This window comes from Ancylobacter amanitiformis, from assembly GCF_030814815.1.
GTDB lineage: Bacteria > Pseudomonadota > Alphaproteobacteria > Rhizobiales > Xanthobacteraceae > Ancylobacter > Ancylobacter amanitiformis.
On sequence record NZ_JAUSVR010000015.1, the window covers coordinates 1 to 16,513 of the forward strand.

The following is a 16,513-nucleotide window of genomic DNA, read 5'->3' on the forward strand; positions in this document are numbered from 1 at the left end:
CCAGGCGGGGTTTTCGTTCGTAACAACACCCCCAACAGCGCAACTCAACAATCCCGGCACACCCAAAAATGGGCGGAAGCCCCAGCCGAAGGATCCGGCAGGGGAGGGCGCCAACCGATGCGTGCTGCCTTTATGAATGGCGCCAGGCCGCTCTCGTTCGGCTGATCGCGCAGCCTCTCAGACCACCCAGCTTGCGGAAAGCGCTTCCGCCTGCCGAAGAACGGTCTGCACGGCCGCATCCTGAAGGTCGGGCGGGTAGCCGTGTTTGCGCAGCACCCGCTTGACCAGCACGCGCATCCTCGCGCGGGCATTTTCGCGATGCGACCAGTCGACCGAGACGCTCCCCTTGAGGCGGACAAGGAGTTCGTGCGCGATGACTTTGAGGGCATCGTTGCCCATTAGCTCGACAGCATTCTCGCTTTCAGCGAGTGCGTCATAGAAGGCGATCTCGTCTTGAGAGAGACCCTCATCTTCACCCCGCCTGCGGGCCGCGCGCAGGTCCTTGGCGAGGTTTATCAGCTCCTGCAGCACTTCCACGGTACTGATGGCGTTGGTGTGATAACGCGCGATCGCCGCCTCTAGTCGCTCTGAAAAGCGTTTGGTTTCAACCACGTTTGTCTTGCTGCGCGAGCGTATTTCATCGTTCAGCAGCTTGCGGAGCGCCTCCAGTGCCAAGTTTTTCTTTTCAAGCTGGTTGATCTCGGCGAGAAACTCGTCCGAAAGAATCGATATATCGGGCGTCGTTATTCCGGCGGCGGCGAGGATGTCGACGATTTCGGTTGAAACGACAGCCCGATCAAGGATTTGCTGAATAGCGAATTCCCGATCGGCTGCGCTTCCGCCTGTTCCATCAGCCGACTTCACGAGCGCGGCGCGAACGGTCTGGAAGAAGCCGACCTCGTCCCTGATGTCGCGGGCCTCGTCGCTTGCCGATGCCAGGGCGAACGCCTTGGAGAGCGCCAGGACAGCGTCCTGATAGCGGCGGTTCTCGCGGCGCTTGGCGTCTTCGCTGGTTTCCCTCGCCGCCGCTTCGTGCTGGCGGGCCAATATCCATTCGATGGCTTCGGCAAGGACCACGAGGCGCTCATGGGGGCTGCCTGCCAAGCCACGCTCATGGTCGAAGCCGTGATACATCGCCTTCGCGACTTCGTATTTTTCGAGCAGAACGGCGACAGCTTCGGCCTCGTCGATGCCCGCCTGCCGCTGATCCGAGCCGGAATATTGACCGAGCGCGTTCTTAAGGTTCTGCGCGATGCCGATATAATCGACCACGAGGCCTGCGGGCTTGTCGCGGAACACGCGATTCACGCGCGCAATCGCCTGCATCAGGCCGTGGCCCTTCATCGGCTTGTCGACATACATCGTGTGCATCGACGGAGCGTCGAAGCCGGTCAGCCACATATCCCGGACGATCACCAGTTTCAGCGCGTCCTTCGGGTCTTTCGCGCGCTTCGCCAGAAGGTCGCGGCGCATCTTTGAGCCGATATGCGGCTGCCACCCCTGCGGATCGGATGCGGAGCCGGTCATCACCACCTTGATTGCACCGGAAGCGTCATCGTCGCTGTGCCACTCGGGCCGAAGCCGCACGATGTTGTCATAGAGAGCCACGCAGATACGGCGGCTCATGCAGACGATCATCGCCTTGCCGTCCAAGGCAGCGACGCGATCCTCGAAATGCCGCACCAGATCGGCCGCGATCAAGTCGAGCCGCTTCTCGGAGCCCACGAGCTTCTCGACGGTGGACCACTGCTGCTTGAACTTCTCCTGTTCAGTCAGTGCGTCGTCTTCTGTGAGATAATCGACCTCGCTGTCGATCTTGGGCTTCTCCTCCTCGGGAAGCTCGATGCGGGCGAGGCGGCTCTCGTAGTAGATCGGTACGGTCGCGCCGTCTTCCACCGCCCGGCTGATGTCGTAGATGTCGATATACTCGCCGAACACGGCAGGCGTGTTGACGTCGTCCTGTTCGATAGGCGTTCCGGTGAAGCCGATGAACGAGGCGTTGGGCAGCGCGTCGCGTAGATATTTCGCGAAGCCATAGGCGATTTCGCCGGTCTTCGGCTCGATCCGCGCGCTGAATCCGTACTGGCTCCGGTGCGCCTCGTCGGCGATGACGACGATGTTCCGGCGGTCGGAGAGCATCGGGTAGGTTGTCTCGCCCGTGACGGGGGAGAACTTCTGAATGGTCGTGAAGATCACCCCGCCGGAAGCGCGGCTGAGGGCCGATTGCAGATCCCCCCGGCTGTCGGCCTGGATCGGTGTTTGCCGGATCAGGTCGCGGCATATGGAGAAGGTACCGAAAAGCTGGTCGTCGAGATCGTTGCGATCGGTGATGACGACGATGGTCGGGTTCTCCAGTTCGGTGCGCCGCACCAGCTGCCCGGCATAAAACGCCATCAGCAGGCTCTTGCCCGAACCCTGCGTGTGCCAGATCACGCCGACCTTGCGGTCGCCCTGCGGGGCTGAGGCCTCGACGGTCTTGTCGACCGCATGGCGCACCGCGTGGAATTGATGATAGCCCGCGATGATCTTCGCCAGCCCGGAACCTGTCTCGCCGAACACGGTGAAGTCATGCAGCAGGTCAAGCAGGCGGCGGGGCGCAAAAACCCCCTCGATCAGGACCTTCAGTTCCGGCTGGCCCTTGGCGGCGACGACTTTGCCGTCCGTCGTCCGCCAGGGCATGAAACGCTCCTGGTCGGCGGTCAGCGAGCCGATGCGGGCGGTGATGCCGTCGGAAGTGACGAGCACGGCATTGGTGCGGAACAGCGACGGAATCTGTCCCTTATAAGTCTGCAGCTGGTTGAACGCCCCGGTGAGCGTGGCGTTTTCGCCGCCGGGGGCCTTCAACTCGATGACGCCGAGCGGCAGGCCGTTGACGAACACCACCACGTCCGGCCGCCGGTTGGCGCCGCCCTCGATCACGGTGAACTGGCCGCTGGCCAGCCAGTCATTGGCGGTCACATCGTCAAAGTCGATCAGCCGAACCTTGTCGCCCCGGATGGTGCCATCCTCGCCATAGAACTCGACATCGACTCCCTCGACCATCAGCCTGTGCAGGCGGCGGTTCTCCTCGATGAGGGAGGGGCGCTCGGTCGCCAGCACCTTGCGCAGCGCATCGCCGCGCGCCTCGGGCGGAATGGCGGGATTGAGCCGTTCGATGGCGGCGGTCAGGCGGGGGGCGAGAATGACGTCGGCGTAAGCCTCGCGCTCGGGCGCCTTGCCGTCGGGGCCGATCCCGGCATCGCTCGCCAGCGTATAGCCGAGCCCGCCGAGATAGCCGAGCACGGCCTGTTCAAGCGCGGCTTCCGAGAGATAGGCCATTACAACCCCACCAGATAATCGAGAACGACCCCAAGCTCTGTGAAAGTCTTCGGTATGAAGTAGACGAGATCGGCCGTTCCAAGCTCCGGCATGTCCTCAAGTGCGCTATGGCGTCCGTATCGAAGCTTGCCGTTGGCTCCCAGCACTTTGTACAATTTCCTGGCCGAGGATAACTTGTGAGCGACACCTTTGCCGATCAGGCCCGCCGCCTGGTCCTGATGCATCCATATATTCGTGGGGACATCGATGTTTTTCTCAAGCATCAACTCCATGGCCCCCGACCGCGTCCGCAGCACATAGCGCGCGCCCTTGGAAGGCTGATGCTTGATCGGATGCTCCTCGCCCAGAAGGTTCAACGCGAGTTCAGCCGCGCTCTTGAGCGTTGAGCGGTCGATCATGAGTGTTCCGCCCTGTCGATGTTGGAAGCGATGCTCGGGAGGGAGTGGCTGAAGCCAGAGGCTGGCAAAATGTGCACCCTCGCGCCGCGCCCGCCGCCATAGCTGCAAACCGTGACAGCGCTCATGCCACCGCCTCGACGAGCTTCTCGGCGTCGCGCACGCGGATTTCGCCGGACATGAGCTTGGGGAGGAGGAGGTCGCGGGTGGCGGCGAGGGTGCGGGATTCCAGATCGTTGGCTATCTGCCGATCGAACAGAGGGCCGATAATTTCGTCGGCTGCCTTCATGACGGCGGGGGGGCCGACAAAGGTCATGGCCTGGGTAAGGTGGTGCCGCTGAATATGACCCATCGTCGTTGCCTTGGACGCAGCCGTGGCCTGGAACGAGGGCATATGTTCCGCGATCCAGTGGAAGAAGAACCACTTCGGGAAATGCTTGGATGTCACCTTGAAAAGGTGCTGGTTCAACGCACCTCGACCGGCCGTCCAAACTCGATGAATCAAGCTCCCAGACCAAGAGAAAAGCACGTCTCCATTCTGGACAACATAGCTCGTTGGAATATCTGCTGATGCAATGTCAGCCGAAGCGATACTGGCCGCACGAAGTTGAGAGATTTTGATAATTGGTAGAGATAAACCGCCATTTGCTGGGTATTTCTGAAGGGCGAGCCCATTGAGAAAGTCAGCGATTTGATCGAGCGGTTGTTCGCCCCACCCCTCCGGCTTGCCGTCGTTATCGAGGTGATCGGGGAAGAGGGACCAGATATCGGGAGCGAGGTAGGGCGCGCGCGCGACGTTTTCCTTCTGCGGGTCTTCGCCGCGCAGGGCCATCTTGGTGCGGGTCGGGCCGAAATCGACGAACCAATCCTTGAAGATCGCCCGCGCCATCGCCTCCAGCGTCTCGTTCATCCGCCGGTTCACCTCGATTTTGTCGTCTAATGGGCCGACCAACTCAGCAATAGCTAGCTGAACCTCTATGGGAGGCATGGGAATTGGCAAATCCCTCTGAGCCGTGATCCCCAAATATGACCGCGTGGAGCCGCCGCCAGCCCACGCTTCAAATATGTCCAGGAAAGGACGAGAGTTGAAGTAGTATTTTAGGAAGCGATTGTTTAGCCGATTCTCGTCTTTGATCCGATAATAAGTGACTTGTGGCGTAAGCATAATAAATGGGAAGTTGCAATCTTGAACGATTGCAGTTCTTCCCAGCGTCGCCTTATGAGATAGCAGAACATCGCCGGGTATTGAAAAACCCTTGGCTAACTGGCCTGCCTGCTTCTCCGATATGAAGGCGCAGTTAATTAGGTCGACCCGTCCGCCCTTAAGGTCTGATGCCATTATGAATGGGATGCCAGACTCAACGAAATCAGCTGTCTTGGGATGAATTGAACCATGGTTGCCGTCCATTGGACGCTCAATCACTCCCAATTCGATGAGCTGATGAACAGTGTAGATTGGCCACTCAGCCATCGGCGCTTACTCTCGTCAGTTGAGCGCGGATGGATTTAGACAACAACTCAGACGCATTCATCTGCTGATCGAGTATTGACTTGAGGCCGTCAAACCGCTCCGCAAAAGGCACGTCGTCATCCTCGGCATCCGCCGCGCCGACATAGCGCCCCGGCGTCAGCACATAGCCGTGCGCCTTGATCTCCTCCAGCGTGGCTGATTTGCAGAAGCCCGGCACGTCTTCATACGTGCCCGCCTCGGCCTCGCCGCGCCAGGCGTGATAGGCGCGGGTGATGCGGTCGATATCGGCGTCGGAGAATTCCTTGCGCGTGCGGTCCACCATGTGGCCGAGCTTGCGCGCGTCGATAAACAGCATCTCGCCGCGCCGGTCGCGCAGCTTGGCGTTGCGGGCGATGCCGTTGGACTTGTCGCGGGCGAGGAACCACAGGCAGACGGGAATCTGCGTGGAATAGAACAGCTGGCCCGGCAGCGCGACCATGCAGTCCACCACGCCGGGCGCGCCTTTCACGCCCTCGATCAGCGCCTGCCGGATGGCGCCCTCATTGTTCTGCGTCGACGACATGGAGCCATTGGCCAGCACCACGCCCGCCACCCCTGCGGGTGCGAGGTGATGCACGATGTGCTGCACCCAGGCGAAATTGGCGTTGCCGGCCGGCGGCGTGCCATAGGCCCAGCGCGCATCTTCCCGCAGCCGCTCGCCGCCCCAGTCGGAAATGTTGAAGGGCGGGTTGGCGAGAATGTAATCGGCCTTCAGGTCGCGCAGCTCGTCCTTGTGGAAGCTGCCCTCGCTGTTCCATTTGATGTCGGCATCGATGCCGCGCACCGCGAGGTTCATCTTGCACAGGCGCCACGTCGTGTAGTTGGACTCCTGCCCATAGACGGCGATGTCGCCGATGCGCCCCTCATGCTCCAGCGCGAATTTTTCCGACTGCACGAACATGCCGCCGGACCCGCAGCAGGGATCGTAGACCCGCCCCTTATAGGGCTCGATCATCTCCACCATCACCCGCACCACCGAGCGCGGCGTGTAGAACTCGCCGCCGCGCTTGCCCTCCGAGCCCGCGAACTGGCCGAGGAAATATTCATAGACGCGACCGAGCACGTCGCGCGCCTCGCCCTTCTGCGCGCCGAGCGCGATGTTGGAGACGAGGTCGATCAACTCGCCCAGCATCACCGCATTCAGCGCGGGGCGGGCATATTCCTTCGGCAGAACGCCCTTGAGGTTCTCATTGTCCTTCTCAAGGGCGAGCATCGCCTCGTCGATCATCTTGCCGATCGAGGGTTGCTTGGCGTTGGCCTGAAGGTGCGACCAGCGCGACGTTGGCGGCACCCAGAACACATTGTCGGCGGCGTATTCGTCGCGGTCCTCGGCGCCCTCGGGATAGTCGGCGAGAAGTTCGGCGCGCTTGGCCTCGAAGCTGTCGGATATGTGCTTGAGGAAGATCAGGCCGAGCGCGACATGCTTGTAATCCGACGGCTCCATATTGCCGCGCAGCTTGTCCGCCGCCTTGAACAGTTCCGCCTCGAAGCCGAGATCGCCGCCCTTGCCGTTGCCATTCGTACGGGCTGCTTCGCAGGCCGTGGCGCGGCGGGTGCGTCAGTCATTTCCGCTTCCGCCGTGCGGGGCCTCTCCGGCTGGTTGGGGAGAGCCACCGAGCCACCGCGTCCGCGCCCTGGCAGGAGAAGGCCTTGCATCACCAGCCCGTCCTTCACTGCCGTGTAGGTGGGCTCGCTCCATTGCAGCGCCTCGCGCAACCGGCCGTTGCCAGCGGAACCGCCCAGCTCGGTGAGCTTGGCGAGAAGCGCGTCGTTGAGTGGCTGGTCCGTCATTCGCGTTATTGGCCCCGTGAAGCACTGATGGGCGGCGAGTCGTTCCGATGCCCGCCGATGGCCGGATAAAATCCAAGTCCGGCCGCGTAAGCAATGGCGCAGGGCTCCTCCGCCACGCCATCCGCCATGGCGCGCGCACAATGCCGCCATTTCCCGCGCCAGCGCCTCGCTTTGCGGCCTTTCCCCAGCCATCGCCCCGATCACCTCGCCCTGCCGGTGCGGGTCGATCCGGCCATAGCTGCTGAAGGTGGTGGCGATGTTCTCGTGGCCGAGATTGTGGCCGCACCAGAGGCGGGGATTTGGCGAGGTCGAGGTCGCGCGGGGACAGTGACGCCACGGCGCGGTCGCGCATGCCAGTGAGGATGGCGAAGGTGAGGAGGGCGCGGTTGCGCCGCTCGATCACCGTCTCCGCCGGCCTGGCGGCAAGGGCGGCGCGTATCTGCTCCTGGCTCGGATAATCGCGCAGCTTCGCGGCCTTGGCCTTGGCCGCGTCCTTTCGCGACGGCCTTGCCGCGCGGATGGCGACTTCGGTAAGCGCCACGGGGCATCGGGCCTTAGATGAGGTTTCTCGGCAATACCCCCCAAAAAACCCCAAATGTGCCGGCTTCCAACGGAAAAAGCCGGATCTTCCCGAAACCTATCGGCTCAGGAAATCCAGCATTTTCAACGTTTTTTGGAAGTCGTCGGCCCTTGTCGAAAGGCCTGATGGTGCCCAGGAGAGGACTCGAACCTCCACGGTGTTACCCACTGGTACCTGAAACCAGCGCGTCTACCAATTCCGCCACCTGGGCACAGCCTGTCGGCCATGGCGGGGAGAGATAGTCGGGGACCCTTGGTCTTGTCAACGAGGCTTTGATGATGTCGCCTCGGTCTGCGCGAGTTATTCACATGCTGGCGTCTTTCAGCCTCCCCCTTCCGTTGCGGGGACGCCGCCGGGGCGGGCATGTTGGCTGGATCCGGCAGGCCGGCGCCGGAACGGCGTGTCGCCGGTGATGGCGACCCGGTTGTTGCCGTTGACCCGCATGAAGGGGCCGGGCGTGTGCCGGGCATGGGCGGGATCGCGAAGCCGCCGACACCCCCGAGCGGGTTTCGGCGCGGGAGCGCCATTGCCGGGTTTCGGCGCGGGAGCGCCATTGCGTGGTATACACGCGCTGGACGCTGGGGCGGCGGCGCGCTAATCGTCGCTCAGTCCCCATTGCCGGGCCGGGAGGAGAGCCGATGGTCGACGCCGCCACATCCGACGAGCTGCCGCTGGAAAACGAGGCTGAGCTGCTGAAAAGAGCCGCGCCGATGGAGCGGCTCGTCACCGTCTATGGCGCCTCGGGCTTCCTCGGCCGCCATGTCGTGCGCGCGCTCGCGCGCCGCGGCTGGCGCATCCGTGCCGCGGTGCGCCGGCCCGATCTCGCCGGCCATCTGCAGCCGCTCGGCGCGGTCGGGCAGATCAACCCGGTGCAGGCCAATCTGCGCTATCCCGCCTCGGTGCTGCGGGCGGCCGAAGGCGCGGAAGTCGTCATCAATCTTGTCGGCGTCTTGCATGAGAGCGGGCGCCAGAGCTTCGCGGCGGTGCATGATTTCGGCGCCCGGCAGGTGGCGCTCGCCGCCCGGCAGGTCGGCGCCCGGCTGGTTCATGTCTCGGCGATCGGCGCGGATGCCCAGTCGTCCTCGCTCTATGCCCGCACCAAGGCGGCCGGCGAGGCGGCGGCGCTCGGGGCGGTGGCGGAGGCCGTCATCCTGCGGCCGTCCATCGTGTTCGGCCCCGAGGACGCGTTCTTCAACCGGTTCGCCGCCATGGCGCGCCTTTCGCCCGTGCTGCCGCTGATCGGCGGCGGCGGAACGCGTTTCCAGCCGGTCTTCGTCGGCGATGTGGCAGCCGCCGTCGCCAAAGCGGTGGACGGCGAGGCCCGGCCCGGCACGGTTTATGAGCTGGGTGGGCCGGAGGTGCTCACCTTCAAGCAACTCATGGAGCTGATGCTGCGGGAAGTCGACCGCACGCGGCTGCTGCTGCCGGTGCCGGCCGGGATCGCCGCGCTGCAGGCGCGCCTTCTGGAAATGCTGCCGAGCCCGCTGCTGACCCGCGACCAGGTGAAGCTGCTGGGCTATGACAATGTGGTGTCCGCCGCCGCGCAGGCGGAAGGGCGCACGCTGGAAGGGCTCGGCATCGCCCCGACGGCGCTCGGCGCGATCCTGCCATCCTATCTCTGGCGCTACCGCAAGGCGGGCCAGTTCGCCCGGACGGAAGCCGCCTGAGGCTTTCGGCTTCCCCGGAGGCTTTCGGCTTCCCCTGAATCAAAACCCCGCCGGACGGTTCTGTCCGGCGGGGTTTTCGTTATCCAGGCTCCCGCTCAGCCGACCAGCGCCAGCGCCACCAGGCCGATGCCGCCCACCGCGATGCGCCACCAGCCGAACGGCGTGTAGCCATGGCGCGAGACGAAGGCGAGCAGCGTGCGCACCACGCAGACGGCCGAGAGAAACGCCGCGATGAAGCCCACCGCGATGAGCACGCCGTCATCCATCGAGAGCGCGTCGCGATTCTTGTAGAGGTCGTAGGCGAAGGCGCCCGCCATGGTCGGCAGGGCGAGGAAGAAGGAAAATTCGGCCGCTGCCGGCTTGCTGGCACCCATCAGCATGCCCGCGACGATGGACGAGCCGGAGCGCGACACGCCGGGCACCATGGCCAGGCATTGGGCGAAGCCGATCTTGAGCGCCAGCGATTTGGGAAAGGCCATGGCGTCGATCTGCGTCGGGCGGGTCTTCAGCGTGTCGACCCACAGGAGCACGATGCCGCCGAGAATCAGCGTCGTGCAGATCAGCGCGGGCGATTCGAACAGCACGCTCTTGATGAAGCCGTGCGCGAAGGCGCCGATCACCGCCGCCGGCAGGAAGGCGATGATGAGGCCCAGCACGAAATTGCGCGAGCGGGCGCTGGTGGGCAGGGTGATCAGCACCTGCCAGAAGCGGCCGAAATACACGGTGACGATGGCGAGGATGGCGCCGAGCTGGATCAGCACCTCGAACACCTTGCCCTGGCTTTCGAAGCCGATGAAATGCGCCGCGAGCAGGATGTGGCCGGTCGAGGAGACCGGCAGGAACTCGGTGAAGCCTTCGAGAAGGCCAAGGAAAAAGGCTTCGAGCAGGGTGCCGAACGACATGAAGGGGTCCGTCCTGGAGGGGGAGGCGGCGGAAGGGGTGGCCAAGGCACAGGGTGGGTGGGATAGAGATGCCGGCGGCACCGGGCGTTCCGCATGCCGGGCGGGCACCCGGCGGGCGGGTGACCGGGACAGTCGACCACGGCCCGGCAGACGGGCGGCGCATCCTGTCTGCTTCGCCCGCCACAATCAACGTCACGCTAGGTCAGGCGGCGCAAGGCGCGCCGGCCGACCTTGGGTAAGATTTCCGCCCGCCACCGCCCTCTCAACACTTTGGCAACACGAATCCGCCAAAGACCATGCCTCCTTTTGGCGGCGGTCGGCGTTGTAGGAACGTGCAGCGTTGGGGGAATGACGGATGAAACGAATCTTGGCGAGCGTCGCCTTGTTGCTGGCGCTCGGCGGAGCCGCTCTGGCGCAGGAGCGGGGGTATGCGACAACGAATGTGAACCTGCGCGCGGGGCCCAGCACGGCCTATCCGGCGGTGGTGATCCTTGAGGCGGGGACGCCGCTGCGGATCTATGGCTGCCTGCAGGACTACACCTGGTGCGACGTGAACTGGCGCGGCAACCGCGGCTGGGTCGCGGCCCGCTATCTCGGCTACGAATATCGCGGCCGTCAGGTCGAATTCTACGATTACGCGCCGACCATTGGCGTGCCGATCATCGGTTTCAGCTTTGGCGAATACTGGGGCAACAATTATCGCGGGCGCTCCTGGTACTCGAACAATGACCGCTGGGGCCCGCCGCCGCCGCGCGGCTATCGCCCGCCCCCGCCCGGTGGTCCCGGCTATGGCCCCCCGCCCGGTGGCGGTTATGGCCCGCCTCCCGGTGGTGGCTATGGCCCGCCTCCCGGTCAGGGCTGGTCCAATGGTCCCCAGCAGGGCAATCCGAACTGGAACAATAACGGCCGTCCCCCGCAGGGTGGTCCGCCGCCGCAGCAGGGCAACCCGAACTGGAACAATAATGGCCGTCCGCCGCAGGGTGGCCCGCCGCCGCAGCAGGGCAACCCCAACTGGAACAATGGCGGCGGGCGTCCGCCGCAGGGCGGTCCGCCGCCCCAGCAGCAGGCCCAGCCGCCACGTCAGCCCCCTCAGGCCTCCCCGCAGGGCCAGCAGGATCGGTGCGTGATCCAGCCGCGCTCCCCGGGCTGCCCGCAACAGGAGCGGTGACGTAGACGCCTGCCGGCCCGCCCGCGCGGACCGGCCGGTGTCGCCATCGGCCTCACTTCTGGCGTTGTCGCGGCCGGCGGGCTTGAAATTCGCCGGCCGCTCCGCTAAAGGGTGCCTCCTTCAAGAACCGCCCGGCTACAAGGGCTGCCGTGGCGGTTCGAACGCTCACACTAGATTGGGCCGGATGCCTCGCGAGAGGAATGCCGTGCCCGTGGAGACCGAGCCAAATGCCCAAGATGAAGACCAAGTCCGGAGCGAAGAAGCGCTTCAAGCTCTCCGGCACCGGCAAGGTGATCATGGCCCAGGCCAATAAGCGCCATGGCATGATCAAGCGCACCAACAAGCAGATCCGCGATCAGCGCGGCACCACGGTCATGTCCGAGCGTGATGCCTTCAACGTTCGCAAGTTCTATCTGCCCAACGGCTGACGCCACCCCTTAGCCAGTTCCGAGGAGAACTCCCATGGCACGTGTCAAGCGCGGCGTAACTTCTCACGCCAAGCACAAGAAAGTGCTCAAGGCGGCGAAGGGCTATTTTGGCCGCCGCAAGAATACCATCCGCGTCGCGAAGCAGGCGGTCGAGAAGGCGCAGCAATACGCCTATCGTGACCGTAAGGTTAAGAAGCGCAATTTCCGCGCCCTGTGGATCCAGCGCATCAACGCCGCCACCCGCGAACTCGGCTTCACCTATGGCCGATTTATCGATGGTCTCGGCAAGGCCGGGATCGAGGTCGACCGCAAGGTGCTCTCGGATATCGCCATCCATGAACCCGCCGCCTTCGCGGCGCTGGTCGAGCAGGCCAAGGCCGCGCTGGAGAAATCCGCGCCGGAGCCGCAGGCCGCCTGATCCTTCCCGCCCTGTCGGGACCAAAATGCGAGGAGCCCCGCGCGCGAGCGTTGGGGCTTTTCGCGTTCATGGCGCTTACGCGCGAGCGTGGTGGCTTTGCCTCACGGTCCCCCCCGGCTATAAGCGCCCCGCCTGTCCGCCGCGCCTTCCTCCGGTCTCGCCGGGAAGACGCGGCGCCGCCGAACCCGTTCCGCCCGAGGAGCCGTCATGCCCGTTGCCGCCCTTCCTGATCTCGACGCGCTGGAGCGCGCGCTCCATGCCGGCATCGCCGAGGCCGCCGACGAGTCGGCACTGGAGGCGATCCGTGTCGCCGCGCTGGGCAAGAAGGGCTCTGTTTCCGAGCTGCTCAAGAGCCTTGGCGGCATGAGCCCGGAGGAGCGCAAGAGCGCCGGGCCCGCCATCAACGGCCTGCGCGACCGCCTCAACGCGGCACTGGTCGCCCGTCGTGGCGCGCTGAAGGCGGCTGCGCTGGCGGTGCGGCTGGAGACCGAGCGGGTCGACGTGACGCTGCCCGTGCGCGAGACGCCGGCCGAGCTTGGCCGCCTGCACCCGATCAGCCAGGTGATCGACGAGCTTACCGCCATCTTCGCCGACATGGGCTTCTCGGTGGCGGAAGGGCCCGACATCGAGGACGACTTCCACAATTTCACCGCGCTGAACTTCCCGCCCGGACACCCGGCGCGCGAGATGCACGACACGTTCTACCTGCCGACCCGGGACGACGGGTCGCGCATGGTTCTGCGCACCCACACCTCGCCGGTGCAGGTGCGCACCATGATGTCGAAGGCGCCGCCGATCCGCGTCATCTGCCCCGGTCGCACCTATCGCTCCGATTCGGACCAGACCCATACGCCGATGTTCCATCAGGTCGAGGGTCTCGTCATCGACAAGGGCTCCAATCTCGGCCACCTCAAGTGGATCCTTGAGGAGTTCTGCAAGGCGTTCTTCGAGGTCGACAACGTGAAGATGCGGTTCCGGCCGTCCTTCTTCCCGTTCACCGAGCCGTCGATGGAGGTCGACATCCAGTGCGACCGTTCCCGTCCGGGCGAGATCCGCTTCGGCGAGGGCGCGGACTGGCTGGAGATCCTCGGTTGCGGCATGGTGCATCCGAATGTGCTGCGCAATTGCGGGCTGGACCCCGAGGAGTATCAGGGCTTCGCCTGGGGCATGGGCATCGACCGCATCGCCATGCTGAAATACGGCATGCCGGACCTGCGAGCCTTCTTCGAGGCCGATGCGCGGTGGCTCGCCCATTACGGTTTCCGCCCGCTCGACTTCCCCACTCTGGCCGGGGGGCTGAGCGCGTGATCAAGACACCCGACTGGTCCATCGATCGTCTACGCGCGATGGAAACGCCGCAGCTCAAGCAGCTTCTCGCCAATGCCGAAAAGCGTGGCGCCTCGGACCTCGCCGCCCAATGCGAGGAGGTGCTGGCCGAGCGCGGCCCCGCGATCCGCGGCGCGACGTCATCGGGAAGAACGTCGTCTGGCGGCGCGACGGTGGCCAAGCGCGTGACCCGCAATGGCGTCAGCGCGTTCCACTTCGTCTGCGAGAACGACCGCGGCGTCAGCATGGATGGCGAGGGCTTCTTCTGGACCGGATTCTGGATCGTGCCCGAGGACGAGGTCATCCGGGCCGTCAAGTCCGGTGCCAGGCTGGCGCTGCACAAGTCCCGAACCGAGCCGTCCTACCGTCAGGGCAAGATCCTCGACTATCGCATCTCGCCCGAGGACGCCGGCAAGAAGCGCAATGTCGGCATCGAGTTCCTTGTCGCCGCCGATGATGCGGCTCTCGCCTGGTCGGGCGAGGGGGCGGATGAGAAGGGTTACCGGTAGGCCAGCCCTGTCGGTGCATATGAACAAGCGGAACGGTAGGGCTCTCCCATGAAATTCACCCTCTCCTGGCTGCGCGAGCACCTGTCCGGTGCCTACACGCTCGACGACGTCACCGACGCGCTGAACCGCATCGGGCTGGAGGTCGAGGGCGTCGAGGACAAGGCGGCCAAGCTCCGGGGCTTCACCATCGCCTATGTCGTCTCCGCCGTTCAGCACCCCAATGCCGACAAGCTGCGCCTGTGCATGGTCGATACCGGCGCGGGCGAGCCGGTGCAGGTGGTGTGCGGCGCGCCCAATGCCCGCACCGGGCTGAAGAGCGTGTTCTCCCCGCCCGGCACCTATATTCCCGGCAAGAACATCACGCTGGGCATCGGCACCATCCGTGGCGTCGAGAGCCGGGGCATGCTCTGCTCGGCGGCCGAGCTGGAACTTTCCGAGGATCATGACGGCATCATCGAACTGCCGGACGACGCGCCGGTTGGCGTCCCTTATGTCGACTGGATCGGCCTGAACGATCCGGTGATCGAGATTGCCGTGACGCCCAACCGCGCCGACTGCCTCGGCATTCACGGCGTGGCGCGCGACCTTGCCGCGGCCGGTGTCGGCGTGCTGGTGGAGGACGCCATCGTCCCCGTGCCAGGCGCCTATCCCTGCCCGGTCTCCGTCACCCTCGCGCCGGACGCGCCGTGCCCGGCTTTCGCGCTGCGGCTCATTCGCGGCGTCAGCAACGGCCCCTCGCCGGACTGGCTGCAGGCCAAGCTGCGCGCCATCGGCCTGCGGCCCATCAACGCGCTGGTCGACGTCACCAATTTCCTCACCTTTGACCAGAACCGCCCGCTGCATGTGTTCGATGCCGCCAAGGTGCAGGGCCATCTTGTCGTGCGCCGCGCCGTGGCGGGCGAGAGCCTGCTGGCGCTGGACGGCAAGACCTATGCGCTCGATCCCTCGATCTGCGTCATCTCCGACGACCGCGCCGTGGAATCGCTCGCCGGCGTGATGGGCGGCGAGGAATCCGGTTGCGATGCCGACACGGTCGACGTTCTGGTGGAATCCGCGCTGTGGGAGCCGATCAACATCGCCTCCACCGGCCGCAAGCTCGGCCTCAATTCCGATGCGCGCTTCCGCTTCGAGCGCGGCATCGACCCCGCCTTCACCATGCCCGGCATCGAACTGGCGACCCGGCTGATTCTCGACCTGTGCGGTGGGGAGCCTTCCGACGTGGTGCTGGCCGGCGCGATCCCTGACACCACACGGGTGATCGAGTTCCCGCTGGCGCTGACCGAGAAGCTCACCGGACTGGTGGCCAGCGACGCCGAGCAGGTGGAGACGCTGGGCCGGCTCGGCTTCACCGTTGAAGGCACTTCCGGCACGGTTCGCGTCACCCCGCCGTCCTGGCGTGGCGACATCGAGGGCAAGGCCGATCTCGTGGAGGAGGTCATTCGCATTGTCGGGCTCGACCGCGTGCCGTCCACGCCCTTCCCGCGCGACGAGACCGCCCGCAAGCCGGTGCTCACCACGCTGCAGCTGCGCACGCGCAAGGCCAAGCGCGCGCTGGCGACGCGCGGGCTGGTGGAGGCGGTCACCTGGTCCTTCGTGTCGAAGCCGCAGGCCGAGCTGTTCGGCGGCGGCAACGCCGCGCTGGCGCTCGCCAACCCGATCGCCTCCGATCTCTCCGACATGCGCCCGAGCCTGCTGCCGGGCCTGATCCGTTCAGCGCAGGCCAATGCCGATCGCGGCCTCGGCGATGTCGCGCTGTTCGAGGTCGGCCAGGTGTTCAAGGGCGATCGCCCGCAGGACCAGTTCATGGCGGCCAGCGGCATCCGCCGCGCCCTCGCGCGGCCCGCCGGGGCAGGGCGGCACTGGGCGGCCAAGGCAACGCCGGTGGACGCGTTCGACGCCAAGGCGGATGCGCTCGCCATTCTCGCCGCGTCCGGGGCGCCGGTGGCCAATCTGCAGATCTCGACCGACGCGCCGGTCTGGTTCCATCCCGGCCGCTCCGGCACGTTCCGCCTGGGCGCCAATGTGATCGGCCATTTCGGCGAACTGCATCCCGGCGTGCTGGAAGCGCTCGACGCCGATGGCCCGCTGGTCGGCTTCGAGGTGCTGCTCGACCGGGTTCCCGAGCCCAAGGCCAAGCCGACCCGCGTGAAGCCGCTGCTGGAGCTCTCCGCCTTCCAGCCGGTGGAGCGCGACTTCGCCTTCGTGGTGGCGCGCTCCGTCGCGGCGGGCGACATCGTGAAGGCGGCGGCCGGTGTCGATCGCAAGCTCATCACGGCGGTCAACGTGTTCGACGTCTATGAGGGGCCGGGCGTGGATGCCGACAAGAAGTCGGTCGCGCTCTCGGTCGCGCTGCAGCCGCGCGAGAAGACCCTCACCGATGCCGAGATCGAGGCGGTGGCGGCCCGCATCGTCGCCGAGGTGTCGAAGAAGACCGGCGCCACCTTGCGCGGCTGAGGCCGGCGCGGCACCGCGATGGCATCCCCGGGCGCGGCCCGGGGGTG

The 16,513-nt window shown here is 65.4% G+C and carries 12 protein-coding genes and 1 tRNA gene; 7 read left to right on the forward strand and 6 right to left on the reverse strand.

Features of this window, described 5'->3' with window-relative positions; translation table 11 throughout:
* Positions 1-177: 177 nt before the first annotated feature.
* From QOZ99_RS17660 to QOZ99_RS17680, 5 genes are all read right to left on the reverse strand, one after another.
* Complete coding sequence (locus QOZ99_RS17660) at positions 178-3,318, reverse strand: type I restriction endonuclease subunit R (RefSeq protein WP_306891324.1); 3,141 nt, start codon at positions 3,316-3,318, stop codon at positions 178-180.
* A complete protein-coding gene (locus QOZ99_RS17665) occupies positions 3,318-3,716 on the reverse strand; it encodes a hypothetical protein (RefSeq protein ID WP_306891325.1) in 399 nt (132 codons plus the stop codon). The genes QOZ99_RS17660 and QOZ99_RS17665 overlap by 1 nt, the downstream gene beginning before the upstream one ends.
* A gap of 121 nt (positions 3,717-3,837) precedes the next feature.
* On the reverse strand, positions 3,838-5,184 hold the full coding sequence (locus QOZ99_RS17670; RefSeq protein ID WP_306891326.1) for a restriction endonuclease subunit S: 1,347 nt from the start codon (positions 5,182-5,184) through the stop codon (positions 3,838-3,840).
* The gene (locus QOZ99_RS17675; RefSeq protein ID WP_370876882.1) at positions 5,177-6,667 is read right to left on the reverse strand and encodes a class I SAM-dependent DNA methyltransferase; all 1,491 of its coding nucleotides are present in this window, start codon (positions 6,665-6,667) and stop codon (positions 5,177-5,179) included. Before QOZ99_RS17675 ends, QOZ99_RS17670 begins: the two co-directional genes overlap by 8 nt.
* Positions 6,668-7,720: 1,053 nt before the next feature.
* Positions 7,721-7,805, reverse strand: a tRNA-Leu gene (locus QOZ99_RS17680).
* A gap of 427 nt (positions 7,806-8,232) precedes the next feature.
* Between QOZ99_RS17680 and QOZ99_RS17685 the strand changes: the two genes are divergently transcribed.
* Positions 8,233-9,261, forward strand: a complete 1,029-nt coding sequence (locus tag QOZ99_RS17685) for a complex I NDUFA9 subunit family protein (protein WP_306891327.1) — start codon at positions 8,233-8,235, stop codon at positions 9,259-9,261.
* Positions 9,262-9,356: 95 nt separating this feature from the next.
* Here QOZ99_RS17685 and QOZ99_RS17690 read toward each other — a convergent pair whose 3' ends face one another.
* Positions 9,357-10,163: an undecaprenyl-diphosphate phosphatase gene (locus QOZ99_RS17690; protein WP_306891328.1), complete on the reverse strand. Its 807-nt coding sequence runs from the start codon at positions 10,161-10,163 to the stop codon at positions 9,357-9,359.
* 355 nt (positions 10,164-10,518) lie between these two features.
* Between QOZ99_RS17690 and QOZ99_RS17695 the strand changes: the two genes are divergently transcribed.
* The 6 genes from QOZ99_RS17695 to pheT all read left to right on the forward strand — a co-directional run bounded on the left by QOZ99_RS17695 (position 10,519) and on the right by pheT (position 16,466).
* The gene (locus QOZ99_RS17695; protein WP_306891329.1) at positions 10,519-11,331 is read left to right on the forward strand and encodes an SH3 domain-containing protein; all 813 of its coding nucleotides are present in this window, start codon (positions 10,519-10,521) and stop codon (positions 11,329-11,331) included.
* Between the two features lie 227 nt (positions 11,332-11,558).
* Positions 11,559-11,759: a 50S ribosomal protein L35 gene (gene rpmI / locus QOZ99_RS17700; RefSeq protein ID WP_183191402.1), complete on the forward strand. Its 201-nt coding sequence runs from the start codon at positions 11,559-11,561 to the stop codon at positions 11,757-11,759.
* Between the two features lie 34 nt (positions 11,760-11,793).
* Complete coding sequence (gene rplT / locus QOZ99_RS17705; protein WP_306891330.1) at positions 11,794-12,177, forward strand: 50S ribosomal protein L20; 384 nt, start codon at positions 11,794-11,796, stop codon at positions 12,175-12,177.
* Positions 12,178-12,384: 207 nt separating this feature from the next.
* Entirely contained in the window at positions 12,385-13,485 is a 1,101-nt protein-coding gene (pheS, locus tag QOZ99_RS17710) for a phenylalanine--tRNA ligase subunit alpha (RefSeq protein ID WP_306891331.1), read from the forward strand.
* Positions 13,482-14,012 carry a hypothetical protein gene (locus tag QOZ99_RS17715; RefSeq protein WP_306891332.1) on the forward strand — a complete coding sequence of 177 codons (531 nt, stop codon included), beginning with the start codon at positions 13,482-13,484 and terminating at the stop codon, positions 14,010-14,012. Before pheS ends, QOZ99_RS17715 begins: the two co-directional genes overlap by 4 nt.
* 48 nt (positions 14,013-14,060) lie before the next feature.
* Entirely contained in the window at positions 14,061-16,466 is a 2,406-nt protein-coding gene (gene pheT, locus QOZ99_RS17720; protein WP_306891333.1) for a phenylalanine--tRNA ligase subunit beta, read from the forward strand.
* Positions 16,467-16,513 lie beyond the last annotated feature (47 nt).

Excerpts from the sequence above, each read along its gene's own strand:
- QOZ99_RS17660 (WP_306891324.1), bottom strand. The coding sequence starts at position 3,318 with ATGGCCTATCTCTCGGAAGCCGCGCTTGAACAGGCCGTGCTCGGCTAT.
- QOZ99_RS17665 (WP_306891325.1), bottom strand. The coding sequence starts at position 3,716 with ATGATCGACCGCTCAACGCTCAAGAGCGCGGCTGAACTCGCGTTGAAC.
- QOZ99_RS17670 (WP_306891326.1), bottom strand. The coding sequence starts at position 5,184 with ATGGCTGAGTGGCCAATCTACACTGTTCATCAGCTCATCGAATTGGGA.
- QOZ99_RS17675 (WP_370876882.1), bottom strand. The coding sequence starts at position 6,667 with ATGGAGCCGTCGGATTACAAGCATGTCGCGCTCGGCCTGATCTTCCTC.
- QOZ99_RS17685 (WP_306891327.1), top strand. The coding sequence starts at position 8,233 with ATGGTCGACGCCGCCACATCCGACGAGCTGCCGCTGGAAAACGAGGCT.
- QOZ99_RS17690 (WP_306891328.1), bottom strand. The coding sequence starts at position 10,163 with ATGTCGTTCGGCACCCTGCTCGAAGCCTTTTTCCTTGGCCTTCTCGAA.
- QOZ99_RS17695 (WP_306891329.1), top strand. The coding sequence starts at position 10,519 with ATGAAACGAATCTTGGCGAGCGTCGCCTTGTTGCTGGCGCTCGGCGGA.
- rpmI (WP_183191402.1), top strand. The coding sequence starts at position 11,559 with ATGCCCAAGATGAAGACCAAGTCCGGAGCGAAGAAGCGCTTCAAGCTC.
- rplT (WP_306891330.1), top strand. The coding sequence starts at position 11,794 with ATGGCACGTGTCAAGCGCGGCGTAACTTCTCACGCCAAGCACAAGAAA.
- pheS (WP_306891331.1), top strand. The coding sequence starts at position 12,385 with ATGCCCGTTGCCGCCCTTCCTGATCTCGACGCGCTGGAGCGCGCGCTC.
- pheT (WP_306891333.1), top strand. The coding sequence starts at position 14,061 with ATGAAATTCACCCTCTCCTGGCTGCGCGAGCACCTGTCCGGTGCCTAC.